General features: G+C 40.7%; 21 protein-coding genes. 11 read left to right on the top strand and 10 right to left on the bottom strand.

The features are described from left to right. Positions 1-117 precede the first annotated feature (117 nt). The gene (gene tmk, locus ACM0OW_RS10805) at positions 118-741 is read right to left on the bottom strand and encodes a dTMP kinase (protein WP_414550060.1); all 624 of its coding nucleotides are present in this window, start codon (positions 739-741) and stop codon (positions 118-120) included. A gap of 618 nt (positions 742-1359) precedes the next feature. Then, positions 1360-2964: a S8 family serine peptidase gene (locus ACM0OW_RS10800; RefSeq protein WP_414550059.1), complete on the bottom strand. Its 1605-nt coding sequence runs from the start codon at positions 2962-2964 to the stop codon at positions 1360-1362. A 178-nt stretch (positions 2965-3142) separates the two neighbouring features. On the opposite strand from ACM0OW_RS10800, the gene rpe reads away from it, so the two are divergent. Continuing rightward, entirely contained in the window at positions 3143-3850 is a 708-nt protein-coding gene (gene rpe / locus ACM0OW_RS10795; protein ID WP_089093358.1) for a ribulose-phosphate 3-epimerase, read from the top strand. An 88-nt stretch (positions 3851-3938) separates the two neighbouring features. Here rpe and ACM0OW_RS10790 read toward each other — a convergent pair whose 3' ends face one another. The 5 genes from ACM0OW_RS10790 to ACM0OW_RS10770 form a co-directional block, all read right to left on the bottom strand. Beyond that, complete coding sequence (locus ACM0OW_RS10790) at positions 3939-4238, bottom strand: hypothetical protein (protein WP_414550058.1); 300 nt, start codon at positions 4236-4238, stop codon at positions 3939-3941. Between the two features lie 377 nt (positions 4239-4615). Then, positions 4616-5119: a hypothetical protein gene (locus tag ACM0OW_RS10785; protein WP_414550057.1), complete on the bottom strand. Its 504-nt coding sequence runs from the start codon at positions 5117-5119 to the stop codon at positions 4616-4618. Positions 5120-5170: 51 nt separating this feature from the next. After that, on the bottom strand, positions 5171-5608 hold the full coding sequence (locus ACM0OW_RS10780) for a hypothetical protein (RefSeq protein WP_414550056.1): 438 nt from the start codon (positions 5606-5608) through the stop codon (positions 5171-5173). Positions 5609-5920: 312 nt separating this feature from the next. Further along, positions 5921-6103, bottom strand: a complete 183-nt coding sequence (locus ACM0OW_RS10775) for a CsbD family protein (RefSeq protein WP_414550055.1) — start codon at positions 6101-6103, stop codon at positions 5921-5923. Between the two features lie 233 nt (positions 6104-6336). Next, positions 6337-6804 carry a hypothetical protein gene (locus tag ACM0OW_RS10770; RefSeq protein ID WP_414550054.1) on the bottom strand — a complete coding sequence of 156 codons (468 nt, stop codon included), beginning with the start codon at positions 6802-6804 and terminating at the stop codon, positions 6337-6339. A gap of 260 nt (positions 6805-7064) precedes the next feature. Between ACM0OW_RS10770 and uvrB the strand changes: the two genes are divergently transcribed. From uvrB to ACM0OW_RS10725, 9 genes are all read left to right on the top strand, one after another. Next, positions 7065-9062: an excinuclease ABC subunit UvrB gene (gene uvrB, locus ACM0OW_RS10765; protein ID WP_414550053.1), complete on the top strand. Its 1998-nt coding sequence runs from the start codon at positions 7065-7067 to the stop codon at positions 9060-9062. Between the two features lie 752 nt (positions 9063-9814). Further along, positions 9815-10798 carry a glycosyltransferase family 2 protein gene (locus tag ACM0OW_RS10760; protein ID WP_414550052.1) on the top strand — a complete coding sequence of 328 codons (984 nt, stop codon included), beginning with the start codon at positions 9815-9817 and terminating at the stop codon, positions 10796-10798. 336 nt (positions 10799-11134) lie between these two features. Continuing rightward, complete coding sequence (locus tag ACM0OW_RS10755) at positions 11135-11335, top strand: type II toxin-antitoxin system HicB family antitoxin (protein ID WP_414550051.1); 201 nt, start codon at positions 11135-11137, stop codon at positions 11333-11335. Beyond that, positions 11332-11541: a type II toxin-antitoxin system HicA family toxin gene (locus ACM0OW_RS10750; RefSeq protein WP_414550050.1), complete on the top strand. Its 210-nt coding sequence runs from the start codon at positions 11332-11334 to the stop codon at positions 11539-11541. Before ACM0OW_RS10755 ends, ACM0OW_RS10750 begins: the two co-directional genes overlap by 4 nt. A gap of 190 nt (positions 11542-11731) precedes the next feature. Then, positions 11732-12199, top strand: coding sequence for a MarR family winged helix-turn-helix transcriptional regulator (locus tag ACM0OW_RS10745; protein ID WP_414550049.1), 468 nt, complete (start codon positions 11732-11734; stop codon positions 12197-12199). A gap of 72 nt (positions 12200-12271) precedes the next feature. After that, positions 12272-12895, top strand: a complete 624-nt coding sequence (locus ACM0OW_RS10740) for a hypothetical protein (RefSeq protein WP_414550048.1) — start codon at positions 12272-12274, stop codon at positions 12893-12895. A 55-nt stretch (positions 12896-12950) separates the two neighbouring features. Beyond that, positions 12951-13538 (top strand): Uma2 family endonuclease, encoded by a 588-nt coding sequence (locus tag ACM0OW_RS10735; RefSeq protein WP_414550325.1) that lies wholly within the window; start codon positions 12951-12953, stop codon positions 13536-13538. 303 nt (positions 13539-13841) lie between these two features. Further along, positions 13842-14378, top strand: coding sequence for a Fur family transcriptional regulator (locus ACM0OW_RS10730; protein ID WP_414550047.1), 537 nt, complete (start codon positions 13842-13844; stop codon positions 14376-14378). A 124-nt stretch (positions 14379-14502) separates the two neighbouring features. Next, on the top strand, positions 14503-14895 hold the full coding sequence (locus ACM0OW_RS10725; protein ID WP_414550046.1) for a pentapeptide repeat-containing protein: 393 nt from the start codon (positions 14503-14505) through the stop codon (positions 14893-14895). Between the two features lie 465 nt (positions 14896-15360). On the opposite strand, the gene ACM0OW_RS10720 is transcribed toward ACM0OW_RS10725, so the two are convergent. Next, entirely contained in the window at positions 15361-15564 is a 204-nt protein-coding gene (locus tag ACM0OW_RS10720; protein WP_414550045.1) for a hypothetical protein, read from the bottom strand. A gap of 447 nt (positions 15565-16011) precedes the next feature. On the opposite strand from ACM0OW_RS10720, the gene ACM0OW_RS10715 reads away from it, so the two are divergent. Beyond that, positions 16012-16884, top strand: a complete 873-nt coding sequence (locus ACM0OW_RS10715; protein WP_414550044.1) for an S-methyl-5'-thioadenosine phosphorylase — start codon at positions 16012-16014, stop codon at positions 16882-16884. Positions 16885-17090: 206 nt separating this feature from the next. Here the strand turns inward: ACM0OW_RS10715 and ACM0OW_RS10710 are convergent, their stop codons facing one another. Next, positions 17091-19232, bottom strand: coding sequence for a caspase family protein (locus ACM0OW_RS10710; protein WP_414550043.1), 2142 nt, complete (start codon positions 19230-19232; stop codon positions 17091-17093). Positions 19233-19444: 212 nt separating this feature from the next. Continuing rightward, the gene (gene sat, locus ACM0OW_RS10705; RefSeq protein WP_414550042.1) at positions 19445-20614 is read right to left on the bottom strand and encodes a sulfate adenylyltransferase; all 1170 of its coding nucleotides are present in this window, start codon (positions 20612-20614) and stop codon (positions 19445-19447) included. Positions 20615-20723 lie beyond the last annotated feature (109 nt).

Raw genomic sequence — 20723 nt, 5'->3', positions numbered from 1 at the left:
TTTGCGTCTAACGCACTTCGTGCTAGAGCCTACGGCACGCTACGCGAACGCTTCGCTGATGCGCCTTTGCGTGAAACCAAAAATATTTGTTTAATTGACCAAATATTCCTGTAAATTTCATAATTCCAACTTTTCCCGCAAAATGCCCTGAATTATTTCTTGCACTGCTGCTGGAGTTAAACTACCATCAACTTGTATAATTCTAGATGGATAAGATGCGGCTAACTCTGCATATCCTTGCTGCACACGCCGATGAAATTCCATTGTCTCTTGCTCAATACGATCAAACTTATCGCCTTGTTTCCTAGCTAGTCCCACTTCGACATCCACATCTAACCAAATAGTTAAGTCGCTTTCTAACCCAGATGTGGCAATATGGTTGAGTTGATTAATTAAGCTCATGTTCAAACCCCGACCATAACCTTGGTAGGCAGTGGTAGAATCAGTATAGCGATCGCACAATATATATTTTCCGGCTGCTAAATTGGGTTTCAGTTCTTGTTCCACGTGGTGCGCCCGGTCAGCAGCATACAATAATAATTCTGTCACCTCAGCAATTGGTTCATTTTCGACCTTATCTAGTAACAGACGGCGTAAATGTAAGCCTAACTCTGTTCCTCCTGGTTCACGCGTCATCACCACGGAGACACCTAAATTTTGCAACCATTCACAACAAAGCTGCATCTGGCTAGTTTTTCCGCAGCCTTCCACCCCTTCAAATACAATTAATTTGCCACCCATGTTTTTTAAGTTAGTTTAAATATATTAGTTCGCTGACGTTGGAATGATATTTGACCTTAAATGGGTTTTTTCGCAATACTTGGTTTGCGTTGAAACACTGGATATCAAAGCAACCTACAAACAATAACAAATGTTTTTATGAGAGTTTTTATACACAAAAAAGCACTTGAGAATTTGGATTACTCAAGTACTTTTTTGTAAAAGCATATACCAGTTCACTTGTTTGATGCCACATTGGAAAACGGCAAGATTTCTTGACGATAAGCATTGCCAGAATTACTTGTAACAAACATCGTGTGAAGTGGTAGCACTCCTTGCACTATATCAATAGTAGCTCTTCTAGGATAAAATCGAACATTTTCTTCGTGACAGTTTATGAACTGACCTTAGTTATAAATAATGCACTGTGCTTAGTAGCCATTAAAACTCTACTCTCTTTGTGACCGAGAGACCATGTGGACACAAATGATCTCATCATCCCAAACCTTACTCAGTAGCCAATGTAGTATGACGGGAATAAAATAGTACATGGTAATTTTTCCAGTTCTGGGCTGGCTAGAATCCCACCATAGTGTCCAAAGTTAGCTTTGTCAGTCCGCTACTGAGATTATTCCCGTTTTAATCTGAAGCAGATTTGGCAACACTCCACCAAGCTAAACCATAGGATTGAGTAGCTTCGTTGACTTTTTGGCGAAACTGGACACGGATTTTATAATTACCAGTAGCCGGAACGGGGCAGAAAATATGCTCTACACTGTCAATTCCACTGACTGAGGAGCAAGCAACGCCAGCATCTGAATTTTGAGCATCTGCCTTGATTAAGTATAGGTCAAGGTTATTCAAACCGCGATCGCTAAAAGTTTCACCCACATCATATTTCTGGTTTTTATTTGTATCATTTAACTCGACTAAGCGATTCCAACTCAGAGTAATATTCACAAAACTGTCTTTTTCTAAGGGTTTAGCTAAGGCATAATCCACAGTAGATCCCACAGCCACAGTGCCATAATCCCAACCAACAGCCGGGAGTGTACTGGATGGTCGCCATTGACCAGCGCTAAATTGCTGATAAGCCCGAAACGTATTTAAATGACCCGTTCCCATTTGAGCATCCAAAGGAATTTGGGGGTCTTGATAAGCATCAGATTTCAACCAGTTTTGATTTTGTTTATCAATCAGCGTGCGAGTCATTCCCAGGCGCAAACCATCACCACTATCTTGCAGCTTGTCGGCGGAATTCAACAATACAGCCTTCATCACTTGATGACGGCGAGCATCAACACTCCAATTGCGTTGTTGATTCTGTAGTTGTAGATCCCCAAACTCTTGCAACAAAGCCACAGTCGCCGTAACTTGAGGAGCTGCAAAACTTGTCCCTGTTACCTTATTCAACTTACCATCTGGATTCAGCATGGGAATATTACTTCCTGGTGCAACCAAACCAATAGAACGACGACCATCAATATTAAACTCCTTACCAGCCAACCGAGCCGTAGCACCCTGGTTACTAGCCGCCAAATTGGAAACGTCAACTTTATTAAAAATACCTCCTCTGGGGGATGAAAAAGCAACGTTGAGTCCGTTATAATTATCTGTAGGAATAGGAATACCACCTTTGCCTTGGTTTCCAGCGATCGCATACAAAACATTATGAACGCGACTAGACCAGTCAAGACATAAAGTTAGTAAAGCATTACCATCTAAAACGGCATCAGGACGCGGATCACGGCTCAGAGGTTCGCCAAAGCTGAAATTAATCGCACGGACATCATTACCATTTTGTAAAGCTATGTGTTGTGCCGTCAAACACTCCTCTGGCTGTCCCATACTTTTTGTAGAACCCACCGCAGATGAATACAATCGCGCCTTGGGGGCGACTCCTGGTAAAGCTTTGTCTCGACTAACCATAACGCCAGCAACATTGTAGGCGTGAGAGTCCACACCAGTATTAGATTTAGCTGGCCCATCGCGCATAAACACACCCGCTAACGATATAGCACGATTTCGAGATACGGCTTTATCCCAGCCATACATTCCCGGACGACCGATTTCCACCTGACCAATAGCAATTTTGCGACCCAATAAATTATAAGGAGGTTGGTGTAATCTCAAAGCATCAATACCATTAGTGCCTAAAGGAGTTTGTAAAGCTGAAGCCAAAACAGGCGCACTTAAACAAGAAGCACTCAACCCCCAAACTATCCAGCTGAGTTTTTTGCCCATTGTTGAGTTGTTAGTAATGAGTTGTTATTAATTATTCTTTATCAAGATAATTTTTTTTGCTTCCCTGTTCAGGAGTATTTCTTTTGCAGCCTAAACAGGACGGGATCAAACTTATCAGCATTTGGTCAATATTTTGTTACAATGCCTACAGAAGAGAACGCTGTAAAACCCACTAACCATGACCCAAAAACCATCTCAAAAGCCCATTGTGATCTCTCCATCTATCTTATCGGCCGATTTTAGTCGTCTGGGCGACGAAATTCGGGCTGTAGATGCTGCTGGAGCCGATTGGATTCATGTTGATGTAATGGATGGTCGTTTCGTACCTAACATTACAATCGGTCCTCTGGTTGTGGAGGCGATTCGCCCAGTGACAACCAAACCACTGGATGTCCACTTGATGATTGTGGAACCAGAGAAGTATGTTGAAGATTTTGCTAAGGCGGGTGCTGATATTATTTCCGTACATTGCGAGCATAATGCTTCACCCCACCTGCATCGGACATTAGGACAAATCAAGGAACTAGGAAAGCAAGCTGGCGTTGTGCTTAACCCCGGTACTCCTTTAGTGCTAATTGAACACGTTTTAGAACTGTGTGATTTAATCCTAATTATGAGTGTTAACCCCGGTTTTGGCGGTCAAAGCTTTATTCCCGGTGTATTGCCAAAAATTCGCCAATTGCGCCAAATGTGTGATGAACGTGGTTTAGACCCCTGGATTGAAGTTGATGGGGGACTTAAAGCTAATAATACTTGGCAAGTTTTAGAAGCTGGTGCTAATGCAATCGTGGCTGGTTCAGCTGTATTTAAAGCCCCAGATTACGCTGAAGCTGTGTCATCTATTCGTAACAGTAAGCGTCCTGCACAAGAATTCGCAAAGGTATAACTATTTCGCTAGCTAAATAAGTAGGTTTAAAACCTTCCCAATTTAATTGGGGAGGTTCTATTATTTTATCCAAAATTAGTAATTTGAACTACTGGCAAACACTTTTACCATTAGCTTTAGTAACAGAGAAGGCATCAAATTCGCCTACCTCAAATTCACCGGTTATGGTTACTTGATCACCAGCAGATATATAACGGGTAGTATTATCTCCACAGATATCATAAGTATCAACTGCGATGGAACGACCACTGGTGTTTAAGCGAAATCCATCTTCCCAAACTCGCTGAACTCTACCAGAAAAGGAATTACCTTGATTTTGAGCAATTGCTGGTACAGATGCCAGAATGACAACACCGACAAATAAGAATCTTGTGGCAGTTAATTTCATGATCTAACTCCTTAATTCTGAAAACTGTTAAGAATTGCTTAATAATTTCATAATATCAGATTCAACTAGATTGCAGGATAACCAGTTTCTATCATTGGAATCAGCAGAACTCTATCCGTATTGTCGATTGTCGGGAATTTCCCACATCCCACCTTTGCCAGGTTTTAACACAGACACCAATTTTTTGAGCAAATTCGAGATGAAACATTAAAACACCTGTAGAATTTTGACTACAAGTGTATATACTTGAATAGGTTTTTTCAACTTAGGACATACTCATTAGGGAACACCAAAAAATAAATTACCCAAAAATTGTAGGTGGGTATAGCCTAGGGGGCATGGCTGCGCTAAAGCGCAGCGTAACCCAAGTTTCCCACTTACTTGCGACTACCTAACCACTTAGCCGCCGCAATCCCAATTAGCCCAGCGACAACCGGATTGCTGAGAAACTTCATAATTGCCGGTTGTTCCGCTAATACCTCACGGAAGATATCAGGGTGGTTGTGATAAGCAAAAGATGCAAGTTTACTCACATCATCAGCACTCATGCGGTTAGGATTGCGAGTCGAAAGATTTAATTGCTGTTCTAAGCGTTTGTCGTCTAAATTTCTAGATTTAAATTCTTTGAAAAAAGCCCTGGCGACATCATCCCGTTCATTGGGTTTGATTTGTGCGATCGCTTTTTGTAATTCTGGCTCCATTTGGCTAGCAGGTATCCGTTCAGGAGTTGCAGACTTACCAAATAATTGACGACGTTGATCAGGTGTTGTCCTCTGGGCAAAATCATCGAAGTTGTCGTAGGAAACATCATCGAGAGATTCTACATTACCCTCAGACAAATCTCTCATGATTTGCCGTCTATACTCTTCGCTACTTGTCACTTTACTTAACTCCTTTTTTTTCCATCACCTGAAAGGTTGAGTCTGATCAAATTAGCTATACTGAATTTGATTAGTCGCCCTGTCATACTGAGTAGTTAAAATTAACTGTTTGTCTGGCCCATATACCAAAACGCTTAAATTTTGTCCTGGAAAGTTTTTCTCAAAACCTTGAACTAAAGATTTTGCTAGAGGTCGCACATCTTTAGGGCTAACTTCAGGAGAAATGACCACACCTAACTTATTGTTATCGCGGACATAAGCATCCTTAATTAGTCCGCCAGATGTTTGTACAACCCAGTCACCAAAATTTTGCCCGGATGGGGTATTACCTCGCTCTAGCTGTGCATAAGTGACATCACGTCCAATGGGTGGGGTAGCAGTGCGATCAACTTCGGTTACAGTACCACCACCACAAGCGGTAGTGATTGTTAACACTAAAACCAATATGAAAGCCATCGCAATCTTGCGGCCCTGCTCAAGCAGATTCATGTTTTACCTCTCGTAGTAAAATAGTTAGCAACTATGAAATTTGATTCAAATGAACCAAAAAAACACTTAATTGATTAACGGGGTTTGGTGTAGATATAACTATAAAAAAATATTTGGTCGCTGAATTACAAAAAACTCATTACTACTACATTCTATGCGCCAGCAAAAAAGCAAAGTAAAGATTAATAACTTCTAAATTCTCTTTAATCACCAAGAAAAATGATTTAGCCAAGATTTTTCCACTATTTTCATCTTGGCAGAATCAGATTTAACCCGGTAATATCGCTAGATATTTGCCAAAAAATACAATATCTAATTTAGTTTTTCTTTGACATTATCTTTCGCGTCTTCTATTCCGTGACGCACTTCACTTTCGGCTTGTTTGGCTTTACCTTTGGCTTTATCTTCTGGATCTCCAGTAACATTGCCCAGTGCTTCTTGAGCTTTACCTTCAATGTTTTTGCCAGTAGCTTTGGCGCGATCTTCTATGCTCATTTTGCACTCCTAATTAGATCAACAATTAGCTTCAAAACTATGATTTAGCTTTAAAAACTGTTTTTTCTTACCCTTATACTGTAGTTAAATTTTTCATGATTCTCTTCCGCCATAAGGTACATTAGTTATCTATATAAAAAGAGTGATTATCAAAGTAAGTTGAATATTTTATTTCATAAAAAACCCGGTCATGTTATCAAACCGGGTAATGGTAGCTATAGTATTTTGAGAGATTAATCGAGAAAACCCATCAGAACTTCTGACTCATCAACATCATTGGGTGCTGTGGGACGGTTCCCGAAGGAGGAATAGCTATCAGAAATTGCTAGTGTACTGGAACCAATGGGACGAATACCAGATAAGTTCATCGTGTCAACAATGTCAAATGTATGACCACCGATGGGGCGAATTCCCATAATATTAACGGTATCCGCTACTACCAAAGTACTGATACCAATAGGGCGAATTCCAGAAATTTGAACTGTCCCAGCAATTTGTAGACCACTGCTACCTATGGGACGAACTCCTGCAACGGCTAGCTTCCCTTCGTCTTTCTTCACTGGGAGATCAGAGCTTTTTTCGGTTTTATCTGTATTCAAACTATTATCCTGCTTATTTTCAACTTCCACTGTATTTTCTCCCTTTAGCTTGGTATCCTGTTCTTGAGGATCGATTTCTTCGCCAGTACTGCTGATACTCATAAACCGATACCTCTGGTTTATTAACTGAATTTTACAATAATGAAGGAAAAATTAATTTTTTTTCCACGCATAAAGAGTGTAACCTGAAAAAAGCGTGTAAATATATAAGTATCTTTAAAACTGATACATAAGTAAATTTAAATTGTAAAATTTTGTAAAATAATATTGCTATTTATTAGTTTGATTACCTAACTTCAGCAGGGGCGCAACAGTATCGTTACCATGAGATATGGTATTTTCAACAGATTGAAAAGAACTGTATGACAGGATTTTGTCTTCAAGCTCCCTTTATTCCCACAGGCGACCAACCACAGGCGATCGCACAACTAACCAGCAGTATCCAATCTGGCAATCGTTACCAAACTTTACTCGGCGCGACGGGAACCGGTAAAACATTTTCCATAGCCGCAGTCATTGAAAAAGTGGGTAGACCGACTTTGGTACTAGCCCATAATAAAACTTTGGCAGCCCAACTTTGTAACGAATTGCGAGAATTCTTCCCTCATAACGCAGTTGAGTATTTTGTCAGCTATTACGATTACTATCAGCCAGAAGCCTATATTCCGGTGAGCGATACTTATATTGAAAAAACATCTTCGATTAATGATGAAATAGATATGTTACGGCATTCAGCGACGCGATCGCTGTTTGAACGTCGTGATGTAATTGTAGTTGCTTCCATTAGCTGCATCTACGGTTTGGGGATTCCCTCAGAATATCTCAAAGCCGCCATTCCTTTCCAGATCGGGATGGAAGTCAACCAACGTCAAATTTTACGAGATTTGGCATCAGTGCAGTATAGCCGCAACGACATAGAAATGGGTCGGGGACGTTTTCGCGTCCGGGGTGATGTCTTAGAAATCGGTCCCGCCTACGAAGACCGGATTATTCGTGTAGAATTCTTTGGCGATGAAATAGACGCGATTCGTTATATTGACCCAGTGACAGGGGAAATTCTCCGCAGTTTAGAAGCTGTCAACGTTTACCCAGCGCGTCACTTTGTCACCCCACAGGAACGCTTAGAGATAGCTTGTGATGAAATTGCAGCCGAATTAAAGCAGCAACAAGCAAAACTAGAACAAGCGGGAAAATTATTAGAAGCACAACGCATAGACCAACGCACACGCTATGACTTGGAAATGTTGCGCGAAGTTGGTTTCTGTAATGGCGTAGAAAACTATTCTCGCCACTTAGCAGGAAGAGAAGCCGGCGCACCACCAGAGTGTTTAATTGATTATTTTCCTAAAGATTGGCTATTAGTTATCGATGAATCTCACGTTACTGTCCCCCAAATTCGCGGAATGTATAACGGCGACCAAGCCAGGAAAAAAGTTTTAATTGAGCATGGATTTCGTCTTCCCAGTGCTGCTGATAACCGACCGTTACAAGCAGAGGAATTCTGGCAAAAGGTGAATCAGTGCATTTTTGTTTCCGCCACACCAGGAAATTGGGAATTAGAAATATCTGAAGGTCATATTGCTGATCAAATAATTCGACCGACTGGGGTAATTGATCCAGAAATTTCCGTGCGTCCCACAGAAGGACAAATTGATGATTTATTAGGGGAAATTAAAGACAGAGTAGACCGTCAAGAGCGAGTGTTAATTACCACATTAACGAAGCGCATGGCGGAAGATTTGACTGAATATCTGCAAGACCACAGTATAAAAGTCCGCTATTTGCATTCAGAGATTAATTCTATTGAGCGCATCGAGATTTTGCAAGATTTACGTGCAGGTGAATTTGATGTTTTGGTGGGTGTGAACTTGCTACGGGAAGGTTTAGATTTACCAGAAGTTTCCTTAGTGGCGATTATGGATGCAGATAAAGAAGGCTTTTTACGCGCCGAACGTTCTTTAATTCAAACTATTGGGAGAGCAGCACGGCACATTCGGGGACAAGCAATTATGTATGCTGATAATATGACAGGCAGCATGATTAGAGCCATTGAGGAAACCGATAGAAGGCGGGGAATTCAGATGGCATACAACCGGACGCATGGCATTACACCGCAACCGATTATCAAGAGATCGAGTAATGCAATTTTATCTTTTTTAGATGTTTCCCGGCGATTAAATGCGACTGATTTAAAAGTGGTCGATGAACATATAGATGAACTGCCTTTAGAAGAAATTCCAGGGTTGATTGGCAAGTTAGAAGCACAAATGAAAGATGCAGCGAAGAAATTGGAATTTGAAGAGGCGGGAAAATTGCGCGATCGCATCAAACACCTGCGAGATAAAATGCTAGGACGTTAGTGTGTTCACTATTTTAAACCTGTCAAATCTACTAAAATGTAGGCATGAACATATTTTGAGCATCAGTTATGAAAATCAAAGTTTTCATTTGGCATTACAACTTCTGTCTCAACTCTATAATAAAGCCATTATTCCTGAAGAAGTTTATCGTGAACTTACAGATATAGATTTTCCTGTTCCAGGAAGCAGCGAAGTTGAAACTGCTCCATGGTTGGAAGTTAGGCAAGTGCTTAACCTTTTATTGACATTATGCGTTCGCCCTGATTCTCCCCCTCCTATAGAAAAATTATCAATGTATATACACCAAATAAGATATGTATACAGTATAATTGTGTACATATAGTTGGATATTCATAATATCCAATAAATTTTTTTTTGGATTTTAACCCTAAAATCCTTCTAATCTTCTATATATCTAAATTTATTATTTTGATATATAGAAAGGTTCCGTATAATAAACAGTCATATTGCTTGATCTGTTGGTAATAAAGATACTTGAGGATTGTCTATAAAGTTGCCAGAAAATTTATCAGTAGTTTATATGTCTCATATTTACTTAATTAGGCAAGTATAAATATTTATATTGATAACTATGTAAAGATAAACAAAATGTAGGGTGTGTTGTCGCGCAGCACAACCCAACGTCAAAAATCCCAGGTACAAGGTGCGTTAGCGTACTACAAATAATTTACATTTCTACATTGAATTTTTCTCACCAACTTACTTACCGTTAGATTATCTGAGTGAAGAGGATGAACATAGCTAAACCATTAGTCACAATTGGAATTTGCACAAATAACAGGGCTGAAAGTTTATCTACACACAGCCTTTCTGCCATAGAAAAGCTTACTTATCCCAACTATGAAGTCATTATTGTTGATGATGGCTCAACTGATAAAACTCAGCAAATTCTCTATGAATATAAAGATAAAATTGAAAATTTATATATTTTACGAAATCAAAAAAATCGGGGAGTTCTTTATTCAAGAAATCGAGTTCTTGAAAATGCTAAAGGAGAAATTATTGTATTCAACGATGACGATGTTAGTCTCTTTCCTGATTGTTTAGATGAAATTGTTAAAGCATATATGCAATATGCAGAAGTTGGCTTTATTTGGGGAGGGGTGTATCAATGTCATGGTTCGCATGATAGAAATAAACTCACATTTGGCTCTGGTAGCCTCTTTTCTCTTAGGCGGATAGTGGCAAATCACTTAAAGTTTGACACTAATATTCGTTATTTCAAAACCTATGTATGTGAGGAACACGATTTTGCGCGACGAGTTCAAAAAGCACAAATTAAAATTATCAAGCTTGATACAGCAAAGTCAAATCACTATCAAGCTCTTCATAAAAATAGACCGTTGCGAGGTATAGGAGGAGACCTTAATTATCTTTATGAAAAAGTTAAGAATAATTCTCTCTTGGAGTATTATAAATCTCTGATGCTAGGAATTATATATATAATTCAATGTTTTCCTTTAAAAGATAATGGGGATAAACTGAGTTACCATAATCAGATGATATACAAAGAAGCAGTTCTTTCGTTTTATAAAATTTTTGTCCTGATTAAAAATGGAAAATTGGTAATTGCAAGTAAATATTTATTTTATGTAATGCTTGATATTCCTATTAGGGCAAAGATAAAAAGCAGGATAGAAGCAAAACAGATATCTGCATTGAGTCAAACTGTCCAAAAAGTTCTTAATAAAGAGTTGAAAAATGAATTTTTTTAACATCAACCGCGTCTACCTTGAAAAATGTAGTTTTTGGTGATGAGGTTAAAGTTTAAAACTCAAGCTAAAACCGAATAATACACTCTTAAGATGTGTACTTCATTTACTTGCAAATTGCTGGATTATTCGTTAGCTGGTTAAGGTTATTGGAATAGAAACCGCTAGGCTGCAAAACTGGCGATAGCTTCGCTCGCCGCAGGCATCGCATCAAGCATCTGCGCGATAAAATACTAGGGCGTTAGTGTTTACTTGTGGTAGATAGAAAAAGTGTTTTCACTATTTTAAACCTGTCAAATCTACTAAAATGTAGGCATGACAATATTTTGAGCATAGGTTATGAAAATCAAAGCTTTGATTTGGCAGGAAGATGGTATTTGGTGTGGTTCTGTACCGGCTCTCCCAGGTTGTCATACTTGGGGAGACAGCTACGAACATTTACTGGAAATGCTACAAGATGCTGTCCAAGGTTGGTTAGATGTTGCCAGTGAGCGAGAGACGAGTGAACCAGAAAAACAATTGGTTGAGATATCTCTATGAAAGCTGTTTCTGGTAAGGAACTTTGCAAGATTGTGGAAAGACATGGCTGGGAGTTAAAACGAATTACTGGCAGCCATCACATTTATGCAAAAACGGGTGTTGAGGTCATCCTTTCTATTCCAGTTCATAGTAATCGTGATTTGCCGAAAGGGACTTTAAAAAGCATCTTGAAAGATGCTCGACTGACTGAAGCAGATTTGGAATAGCGTAAAAATTATGCATAACAATTAAATTCAAGTTAACAAATGCCCGTGACCTTATATGATGCACTTGATTAGCATGGTTTTTATGTGTAATGATTGCTGTGGGCGTATTTTTAGTAATTAAAGCTTAATCATCCGTTATAAAATAGTTAATATGTTAACCATCTGATTGAGCAATCCACCCTGTTTTGAAATGCCTAGCTCATCCCCAAATGCTGATTTTCTGCAACAATGGCAAAATGCCCTAGCGCCTTACAATTTAGGCTACAAAGTCAAACTGGTATCCCAGTTGATGTATCGGGATTTCCTAGAGCGGCTAGAACCCTATGGGTTGACTCCATTTCACTATCTTGTCTTGTGCTGTTTGTGGGAAGAGGATGGTCTTTCTACGTCTGGAATCGCTGACAAGCTTAAGCAATTGGGCGCAACGCTCACCGGAGTAGTGGATCGGATGGAGGAGCGTCACCTGGTTTATCGAGAGCGTGATTCTGGCGATCGCCGTATTGTCCGAATTTGGCTCACCGAAGAAGGAAAACGGCTGATGAAAATCTTACCGTCTGTAGGTGCAGAAACGATTAATAAAGCCACTGAAGGCATCTCAGAGGTAGAACAAGAAGCTGTATTGAAAACATTGGAGCAAATCGTCCACAACCTTCTTTAAAAAATTCCAACCTTTCAAGGTTGCTTTTTTGGCAATTACTTAATATGTTAACTATCAACACATAAATTATTTATGGACAGGAAGCTAAGGGATCTCGTAGCGGCTTCTTGGGAAGCATTACTTTCATGTGTAAAGTTTGCAGTTCAGCACATCAATTTAGGAGGAAAAATGCCGAAACTGAGTATCAAACAGAAAAACTGGTTACTTTCAGCCCACGTTACTTTTGCGGCACTTTGGACAGGAACAGTCTTAAGTATGTTTCTCCTGTCACTAAGGAACAGGAACGCAGATAACGGGGATGCGCTCTATGCCCTTAACTCAGCGATTAATTTGCTTGATGACTATATTGTGATTCCTTCAGCAATTGGTTCAGTCATTACAGCAACTTTTCTTTGCTGGACAACCAACTATGGATTCACCAAATTTTACTGGGTGATTGTCAAGTGGATTTTGACCACTGGATTAGTGGTATTTGGTACATTCTGGCTATTTCCTTGGGGAAATGTTGCAGAAGATATCTCCGCACAATCCGGGTTACAAGCCTTGAAAAATCAAATTTATGGGTTTGATACCAGAGGAGTATTGATTGGATCTTTAATTCAAGTTATCTTTCTTATTCTCATCATTGGAATATCGGTTCTAAAGCCTTGGGGAAGGCGACCCATTAAAGAGAAAAAACAAGCCATTGCAGATTAGCTTATCGCCCTATTTTCGCTATCCTAGAAAGGTAAATCATTCCCCGATTGCTCCGATGGTTGCTTTACCCGATTATCTTTCAATGAGTGCAGAGGAGTATCTGCTGTGGGAACCCACCCAAGAGCAACGCTACGAGTATTGGGATGGCGAAGTTGTGGCTATGAGTGGTGGTACACGCAACCATAATCGGGTTTCCGGAAATTTCTTTAGACTTCTAGATGATGCCTTAGCAGACCGCTCCTGTGAAGTATACATTGTAGATGTGAAAGTCCAGGTAGAACAGGGGCAGAAGTATTTTTATCCCGATGTGGTAGTGACTTGCGATCAGCGCGATCGCGATCCACAATTAATACAATTTCCCTGCTTAATCATCGAAGTGCTATCACCTTCCACAGAAGCAGCCGATAGAGGCAAAAAGTTTGCCAAATATCGTCAATCTCCCACCTTACAAGAATATGTTTTAGTACAAGTAACTCAACCATTTGTGGAAGTATTTCGGCGCAACCAACAGGGGCAATGGGTGTTATCTGAGTATAATTTAGATGATAAATTGCAACTGGAATCAGTGGATGTAGAAATAGCCATTGCTGATTTGTACCGACAAGTGCAGTTTGGAACTGAACCCATTGATGAGGATCTGTAGTCGTCAAAGTTTTTTAAATGTCTGCAATCCCTATAGCTAGAAATGCAGGATTTCAATAAAGACAATGCTGGCTAGCGATCGCAATAATATTAATTAGAAATATTCTCTATAATATAGCTTCTTGCTAATGGCTGAATATGCTGAATAAATAGATTTTAACCAAAAAATATCCGAAAAATTATAACTTCAGCATAGCAAGTTATATGATATTATTCTCAATAACTTATTCTCAATAAATTCGTTATATTCAAAAAGAGACTCTAAGATAGAGATTATCATTATCAAAAAAAACCGCTTGTAGCTATGTATAATGCAAATTCCTTAAAATCTGAACTCAACGCCAAGGGATGGAGGCTAACTCCCCAGAGAGAAATAATTCTACAAGTGTTTCAGAATCTGACGCGTGGTAAACACTTGAGTGCAGAAGATGTCTTCGATTTGCTGGTAAAACGTGGAGAAAACATTAGTCTGTCTACAATTTACCGCACACTGAAGCTGATGACACGCATGGGTATTCTGCGGGAGTTGGAGTTAGCCGAAGTACATAAACACTACGAACTCAATACAGCTTCTCCTCACCATCATCATCACATGGTTTGCGCCCAATGCAATATGACAATTGAATTTGAAAATAATTCTATCTTTAAGCAAGCATTGAAACAGGTGGATAAGTCGGGTTTAGAATTAATTGACTGTCAACTAACAATTTATACCATTTGTCCCGAAGCAGTTCGTAGGGGATGGCCGGCAATTATGCCCAGTGATTGGATGTGTGCGAATGCGATTAAGGTTGGACATCAATTACACGATGGAAATGATACTGAAAATGAGCAGCCATAGTGTGGTAATTACTGCTAAAAGGATAGGCGATCGCCCAATTATTGATTGTCTGCCAATTTGGGTATCAGCAGTCTTATGATTAATGGGTGTACAGTAATCATGAGGCAAACTGTGAGGTGGTTCTATGTCTGAAACAAACTCTCAAGAGATTATTCATACTGCTGTGACTCTCTTAGAAAAGTATGCAGAAGGGAAACGCAATTTTAGTAGCGCCAACTTGGGTGATGCTGACTTACAAGGTGTGGATCTCAAAGGCTCTGACCTGAGCTATGCTGATTTGAGTGAAGCTAATCTCAATGGTGCTAATCTCAGAGGCTGTGATCTGAGTTTTGCAAATCTTAGTCAAACTAATTTACAAGATGCTGATCTGCGGGGTGCTTTGTTGTTTTCGGCTGATCTGCGTCAAGCTAATCTTCAGGGAGCGAAACTGGAAAAAGCAGATTGCGATCGCAGCACCCATTTTCCCCAAAATTTCAATCCCACTTCTGTGGGGCTACAAATTAAAGAGACTAAGTGAACTACTCAGACTTACCTGCGCCTGGAGTCGGAGCTTCCCAATTCATCGTTAACAGCCTGAAAAACTCCATAGTTTTTTGGTCTTACATTCCTTCCAAGGGCAGGAGTCTTTCCGAAACCTAAATCTTTCTCTGGCGATACTTACCTATACAGCTTGGTTTTCGCTGACGGCATTGGTGGTCAAGACATTGTATCTCACTCAACCGAGAACCGCTATAAACTAGTATTTATTATTTACTGTAGTTGAAAATGTCGATATTTTGACTTTTATTTTTTTTGAATGCGGATTTTACCTGTCATCTGAGGACATGGCTGTGCCACTGTTTGATCATACTTGGTGATGTGTTCTGGAGTTGCAATTTGCCATAATTGAGTATTACTCCCTGAATAGATTATTTTTTGAAAAAAATGATCGAAAAAACCACGATAAATCCGCCCAAATATAAGAGCAGAATTAGCACTAATCCTAATCTACTACTTTCAATAATCCTCTTTGTACAGAATCAAATACTCGGCTGATTTGCTGCCGTTCTTCTTCATTAAAGCCTTCTTTAGATAGCAGTGTGGACATTAGTAGCTGCTGATCGTAGCGCGTAATTCTGCCAATGGTAAAGATGTGCTTTAAGAGATTATCTAAGGATGTTTGGGTGGAAGAACTGGTACTTTGCATATTCTTTATGAAAAAATTTGAAAACTTTATAACTTCTGGGTTTTAATATACAACTTTTCAGCAAATATTCCCTTAGTAGCACTACTGAATCCTTTCAAATTTCTGATTTTTACTGAGCTAGATAAATGAGTATTCACCACATACATAGCTTTACTCAAGAATACACAACAGACATTGATCTAATTGAAATCTGTCGGTTTCAAACCCTGTCTAGGAATCACTCATGAATTGTGCCTACATTTTTAGTCGCAGATGTCCGATAGCTGATTGTTACTGTCCTACAGCAGTTCCCGGTGTTATGAGGTACAGATATTAATGATAAAACTCTTGTGGTGCGGGCATCTTGCCCGCTATGTGTACCTCATAGCAGAAGGAAGTGCTGTATCTCCCTTTCTACTGCTTCTTTCCGGTAGAATGACTTGGGAACAAATTAAGAATTTAAAGATCATGGTACTAGCTCGTATTGGGATTATTGGTGGTAGTGGTCTATACAAAATGGCAGCCCTGAAGGATGTGGAAGAGGTACAAATTGAAACTCCTTTTGGTTCACCTTCTGATGCTTTGATTTTGGGGACACTGGCAGACACAAAAGTAGCATTCTTAGCTCGTCATGGTCGTAATCATACTTTATTGCCTTCTGAGTTGCCGTTTCGCGCCAATATCCATGCGATGAAGCAAGTGGGTGTAGAGTATTTAATTTCGGCTAGTGCGGTGGGTTCCTTAAAAGCGGAAGCTAAACCATTGGATATGGTGATCCCAAATCAGTTTATTGATAGAACCAAAAATCGGGTTTCGACGTTTTTCGGTGAAGGAATTGTGGCTCACATTGCCTTTGGTGATCCGATTTGTCAAAATTTAGCTGGGGTGTTAGCAGATGCGATCGCTTCTCTAAATTTACCAGATGTGGGTCTGCATCGTGGCGGCACTTATGTGTGCATGGAAGGCCCCGCTTTTTCCACAAAGGCGGAATCCCATCTTTACCGCAGTTGGGGTGCAACAGTGATTGGAATGACAAACTTACCAGAGGCGAAGTTAGCCAGGGAAGCGGAAATAGCCTATGCAACGTTAGCGCTGGTAACAGATTATGATTGCTGGCATCCAGATCATGATAGTGTAACGGTAGAAATGATCATTGGTAATTTGCAGCGCAACGCAGTTAATGCTCAAAAGGTGATTCAAGAAACTGTGCGGCGTTTGAGTGAAAATCCCCCTGTGAGTGACGCTCATTCGGCGTTGAAATATGCGATTTTAACTCAGTTGGATCAAGCCCCTGCGGCGACGAAAGAAAAATTGGGGTTATTGTTGCAGAAGTATTTGTAACCGAATCGGGATAAGTCCCCACCTATAGGAATGTTAGGTGGAGATATCAGCCGGATTGGGCATTTACCAAGTGATCAATTACTGAGATTCTTTTGACTCAGCACTCACCACTTTTCATTCCTGTGCGGGCGGGTTTACTAAGGATTTCGACGAACCACAGACTGACTGCTTAAACCCGCCCCTACCCACTCAGCACTCAGGACTCCTCAAGCTACTTGAAAATCAAAGTTGAAACTAGCCCAATTTTTGACATCTAATACATAAGAATCAGTGGATATACTGCTAACCTCTGATTTGACTGCACTGGCATTATGCAAATCTTGCAACAGCACTTGGGCAATTTCTAAAGGTTTCAATAATGCCCCGAAGGGTCTTTGATCGGTGATGGGATACTTGGATTTTTCGAGATATCCTAGTGTTTCCCTAAAGGGGATGGTACTGAGAATCATTTGGTGTTCGCATTCATAAGCTGGCCCTGGTATCATCCATTCTGAAGCAGTCACACCTTTTGGTAATAACAGGGTTTCACCTGGGGCAATAACTACTTGTTGAAACAGGGGTTTGGAGTTAAAAAAGGTAGATTCTTCGGCAGATTCCCAAGGATAGAAAGCGATCGCATTGATATTATTTTTTAATCCTAGCAGCATTAAATACACGGGGCGATCGCTCTGATTCTGCAATCTGTACTGCATTCGACTACCAATAGGTACTGTAGGATTACTTAGGGCTGTGAGCAGTGATTTACTTTGCAGTTGTTCTATGCTCAAAGTGCGTGTGGTTTCGCGTTGCATGACGACGCGAGGTGACAAGTTATTAATGATCTCCAGAGTGGCTTTAACTGGTAAGCGGGAAGAACCTTCATTTTCTGTGAGTCGCCATAACTTTGCTGCTAACAGAGTGGGTAATATCGGCATTAACCTTTGCACTACCAATTTCACAGCTTCCCCAGGTTCCCCAGATGTATTGGGAATAAGTTTGCCTCCAGGAGTAAATAAACCATAGCGACTGGGAGTTTCTAAGAGTTTGCCAAATACACAATCAGCTGGTTGTTCTCCGGCGACGACAGTAGAAACATGGTCAATGGCGGCGAAAGCACTTGTTGCATCTACGCGTTCAATTCTTTCTAATCCCGTATCTAAACCAACGATTAAATTCACACTCCTGGGTAATACCCGCACAGCTTCTTGGCATAGTTGCCCCACTTGTAGAGGGATTTCTGGTTTAATTTTAGAGATTTGGGCTTTGGCGGTTAACCCAGTGCGCGATCGCAATATTAACTGCTCTCCTGTTAATAGGGTAAATCGGGAATTCACTCCATAGTTTTCTAATACTTGTGGCGGTAAACCTGCTAAAAATAGCTGGGCTGTTCTACCATCATCTTCAATAAGTCGAATTACTCCCTCCGCCCCAACTTTGCGGATGGGCAAGAGTAAATTCTCAACCGTTAAGGATTTGGGTTGATTTTTCTCGTCAGTCAACAATGCTGGCTGCTGATTGCTCCCCAGCTTATGCATATAGCTTCCCACATGGGAAAGGCTAAATTGAATCGTTGTTGCTGGTGTCGTTTCCCACAAATATTGCGTCAAGGCGTAGGTAAATAACCCCGCACTAAACCCAGAAAATAAGATTTCCCTAGCCAACTGTTGAGTGTCAGAAGTGGCAGACAACACCACTGCATTATTCGGGTTGGAGTTTTGAGTTCGGAGTTGTTGTAAAAACTCCAGTTCCTCAATTGCTAGTTGTGCTTCTGCTGATTCTGGACGGACGCGAATTCGCCAACCTGTGGGCTGGACTTTGGTCGGAGCATTATAGCTCGTATCCAATACAGCTGTTACCCGGTCTGTGGGGAGCGATCGCAATAATAGCCGTACTGTTTCTTCTAATATATAGTTGACTATTTCATCTTTTTGTGCATCTTGAGGATTAGCTGGAACTAAAGCATTCTGCACCGTATCGATAAATCTACCCGATTTGATGCGTGTGCCATAGCCACTAAAGTGAAATACAGCCACATCACCAGCTTTAACTTGCTGTCCCAGGTGTGCCGAAAAAGCCTCTTCAATAGATTTTCTGGTAGCTTTTTCTTCAGTTAAAGTCAGAATATCCGAGGAAAGAAAGCCAAAACGATGAATTAACAGTTCTTTTTGCAGTTCTACATCGGTGAGACAACCACCCAATGCAGGACTTTTTTGGTATTGATTAATGCCAATCAATAATGCTAATTTACGTTGACTAGGCTGTGCTAAAGCTTGAGAATAGCGATCGCTTAAAGCCAACCACTGAGCTTCAGTCACACCCAATACTGCGAGTATGGAACCAATCCGTTGTAAAAAAGTCCGACGCTTCATAATTAGCCATCAGTCCTCAGCCCGTCAGCTAACAGCTTATAGGGCTGAAGTCTGTAGTGTAAAGTTAAAGTTTATACGATTCGCTGATTAACAGTTATCAGTTATCAGTTAAGAGACATAATTGGGTTGAATCCCTGACTATATCAGCGTGATAACTGTTCACGGTCTAAATCCCCCACCTTATGCCTTGATAACTGTTCACTGTTAACTGTTCACTGATTTTGCATCGCCCGTGCCAATTCTGCGGCCACTTCTGGACGGGAAAATTCTGGTGGTGGTAATTCACCCCGGCGCAGCATTTCTCTGACTTTAGTTCCTGACAGGTGAACGCGTTCTTCTGGCTTGCTGGGGCTAGTTTTAGTTGTAGCCATTTGTTTGCTGCGTGTGCAGTAGAAAGCGTGTTCAAACTTCATTGGCACGATCCCCAATTCACCAGGCTCAAACTCTTCAAAGATGTATTGAGCATCATAAGTGCCGTAATAATCGCCCACACCAGCATGATCCCGTCCCACAATAAAGTGAGTACAACCATAGTTTTTCCGGACTAAGGCATGGAAGATGGCCTCTCTTGGGCCAGCATAACGCATGGCGGCTGGATTAATTGCTAAAATCACTCGGTCTTGGGGATAGTGATGTTCCAGCAAAATTTCATAGCAGCGCATCCGCACATCAGCCGGAATATCATCTTCTTTTGTCGCTCCTACCAACGGGTGCAAGAATAAACCATCGACGGTTTCCATAGCACACTTTTGGATATATTCGTGGGCGCGATGGATGGGGTTACGAGTTTGAAAACCAACGATAGTTTTCCAACCCTTTTCTCTAAACATCTGTCGTGAAGCGGCGGGATCTATTTGGTAGGTGGGAAACTGGGAATGGGGATCACGTTGTAATAACCAAATGTCACCTGCAAGATTTACAGAACCTTGATTGTAGACTACTTGCACACCTGGATGTTTAGCGTCATCAGTACGGTAAACATTAATCGCCTCTTGAGTTTTATCGTAAACATACTTTTGCGTCAGTTGCAAAACTCCGATAAACTCACCATTGGCGTTATCCAAACGGATGAGGCCGCCTTCCTGGAGTGGGGAGGCTACTTCTTCTGTTACTGATAGTGTAATCGGTATTGACCATGCCAGTCCATTAGCAAGCCGCATTTCTTTGACGACACGGGTGTAGTCTGACTGGTTCATAAAACCCGTGAGTGGACTAAAACCGCCAATAGCAATCATCTCTAAATCAGAAACCGCCCGCGCATCAAGTTGCACACGGGGCAAAAAGTCGGCTTTTGAGAGAAATTCTGCCTTTTGTTCTGGTGTAGCGATACGGTTCACCAATTGTCCACCGTGGGGTGCAATGGCATCTGGATGTTGACTCAACGTAATCCCCTCTTTGATTTAACTGCAATTGTTTCAAACTATGTACTAACTTACCAAAATGCTGGTACGCAGATGACAAAGAGTTTGAGAATAGGGAGATGAGGGGAGA

Source organism: Anabaena sp. CCY 0017, from assembly GCF_963920885.1.
Taxonomy (GTDB): Bacteria; Cyanobacteriota; Cyanobacteriia; order Cyanobacteriales; family Nostocaceae; genus Nodularia.
This window is presented reverse-complemented; position numbering and strand designations above follow the sequence as displayed.

Coding starts and splice junctions, on each gene's coding strand:
- uvrB (WP_414550053.1), top strand. CDS start 7,065: ATGACAGGATTTTGTCTTCAAGCTCCCTTTATTCCCACAGGCGACCAA.
- ACM0OW_RS10735 (WP_414550325.1), top strand. CDS start 12,951: ATGGTTGCTTTACCCGATTATCTTTCAATGAGTGCAGAGGAGTATCTG.
- ACM0OW_RS10800 (WP_414550059.1), bottom strand. CDS start 2,964: ATGGGCAAAAAACTCAGCTGGATAGTTTGGGGGTTGAGTGCTTCTTGT.
- ACM0OW_RS10775 (WP_414550055.1), bottom strand. CDS start 6,103: ATGAGCATAGAAGATCGCGCCAAAGCTACTGGCAAAAACATTGAAGGT.
- ACM0OW_RS10715 (WP_414550044.1), top strand. CDS start 16,012: ATGGTACTAGCTCGTATTGGGATTATTGGTGGTAGTGGTCTATACAAA.
- ACM0OW_RS10790 (WP_414550058.1), bottom strand. CDS start 4,238: ATGAAATTAACTGCCACAAGATTCTTATTTGTCGGTGTTGTCATTCTG.
- rpe (WP_089093358.1), top strand. CDS start 3,143: ATGACCCAAAAACCATCTCAAAAGCCCATTGTGATCTCTCCATCTATC.
- ACM0OW_RS10710 (WP_414550043.1), bottom strand. CDS start 19,232: ATGAAGCGTCGGACTTTTTTACAACGGATTGGTTCCATACTCGCAGTA.
- tmk (WP_414550060.1), bottom strand. CDS start 741: ATGGGTGGCAAATTAATTGTATTTGAAGGGGTGGAAGGCTGCGGAAAA.
- ACM0OW_RS10755 (WP_414550051.1), top strand. CDS start 11,135: ATGAAAATCAAAGCTTTGATTTGGCAGGAAGATGGTATTTGGTGTGGT.
- ACM0OW_RS10770 (WP_414550054.1), bottom strand. CDS start 6,804: ATGAGTATCAGCAGTACTGGCGAAGAAATCGATCCTCAAGAACAGGAT.
- ACM0OW_RS10730 (WP_414550047.1), top strand. CDS start 13,842: ATGTATAATGCAAATTCCTTAAAATCTGAACTCAACGCCAAGGGATGG.
- ACM0OW_RS10760 (WP_414550052.1), top strand. CDS start 9,815: ATGAACATAGCTAAACCATTAGTCACAATTGGAATTTGCACAAATAAC.
- ACM0OW_RS10740 (WP_414550048.1), top strand. CDS start 12,272: ATGGACAGGAAGCTAAGGGATCTCGTAGCGGCTTCTTGGGAAGCATTA.
- ACM0OW_RS10720 (WP_414550045.1), bottom strand. CDS start 15,564: ATGCAAAGTACCAGTTCTTCCACCCAAACATCCTTAGATAATCTCTTA.
- ACM0OW_RS10745 (WP_414550049.1), top strand. CDS start 11,732: ATGCCTAGCTCATCCCCAAATGCTGATTTTCTGCAACAATGGCAAAAT.
- ACM0OW_RS10780 (WP_414550056.1), bottom strand. CDS start 5,608: ATGAATCTGCTTGAGCAGGGCCGCAAGATTGCGATGGCTTTCATATTG.
- ACM0OW_RS10725 (WP_414550046.1), top strand. CDS start 14,503: ATGTCTGAAACAAACTCTCAAGAGATTATTCATACTGCTGTGACTCTC.
- ACM0OW_RS10750 (WP_414550050.1), top strand. CDS start 11,332: ATGAAAGCTGTTTCTGGTAAGGAACTTTGCAAGATTGTGGAAAGACAT.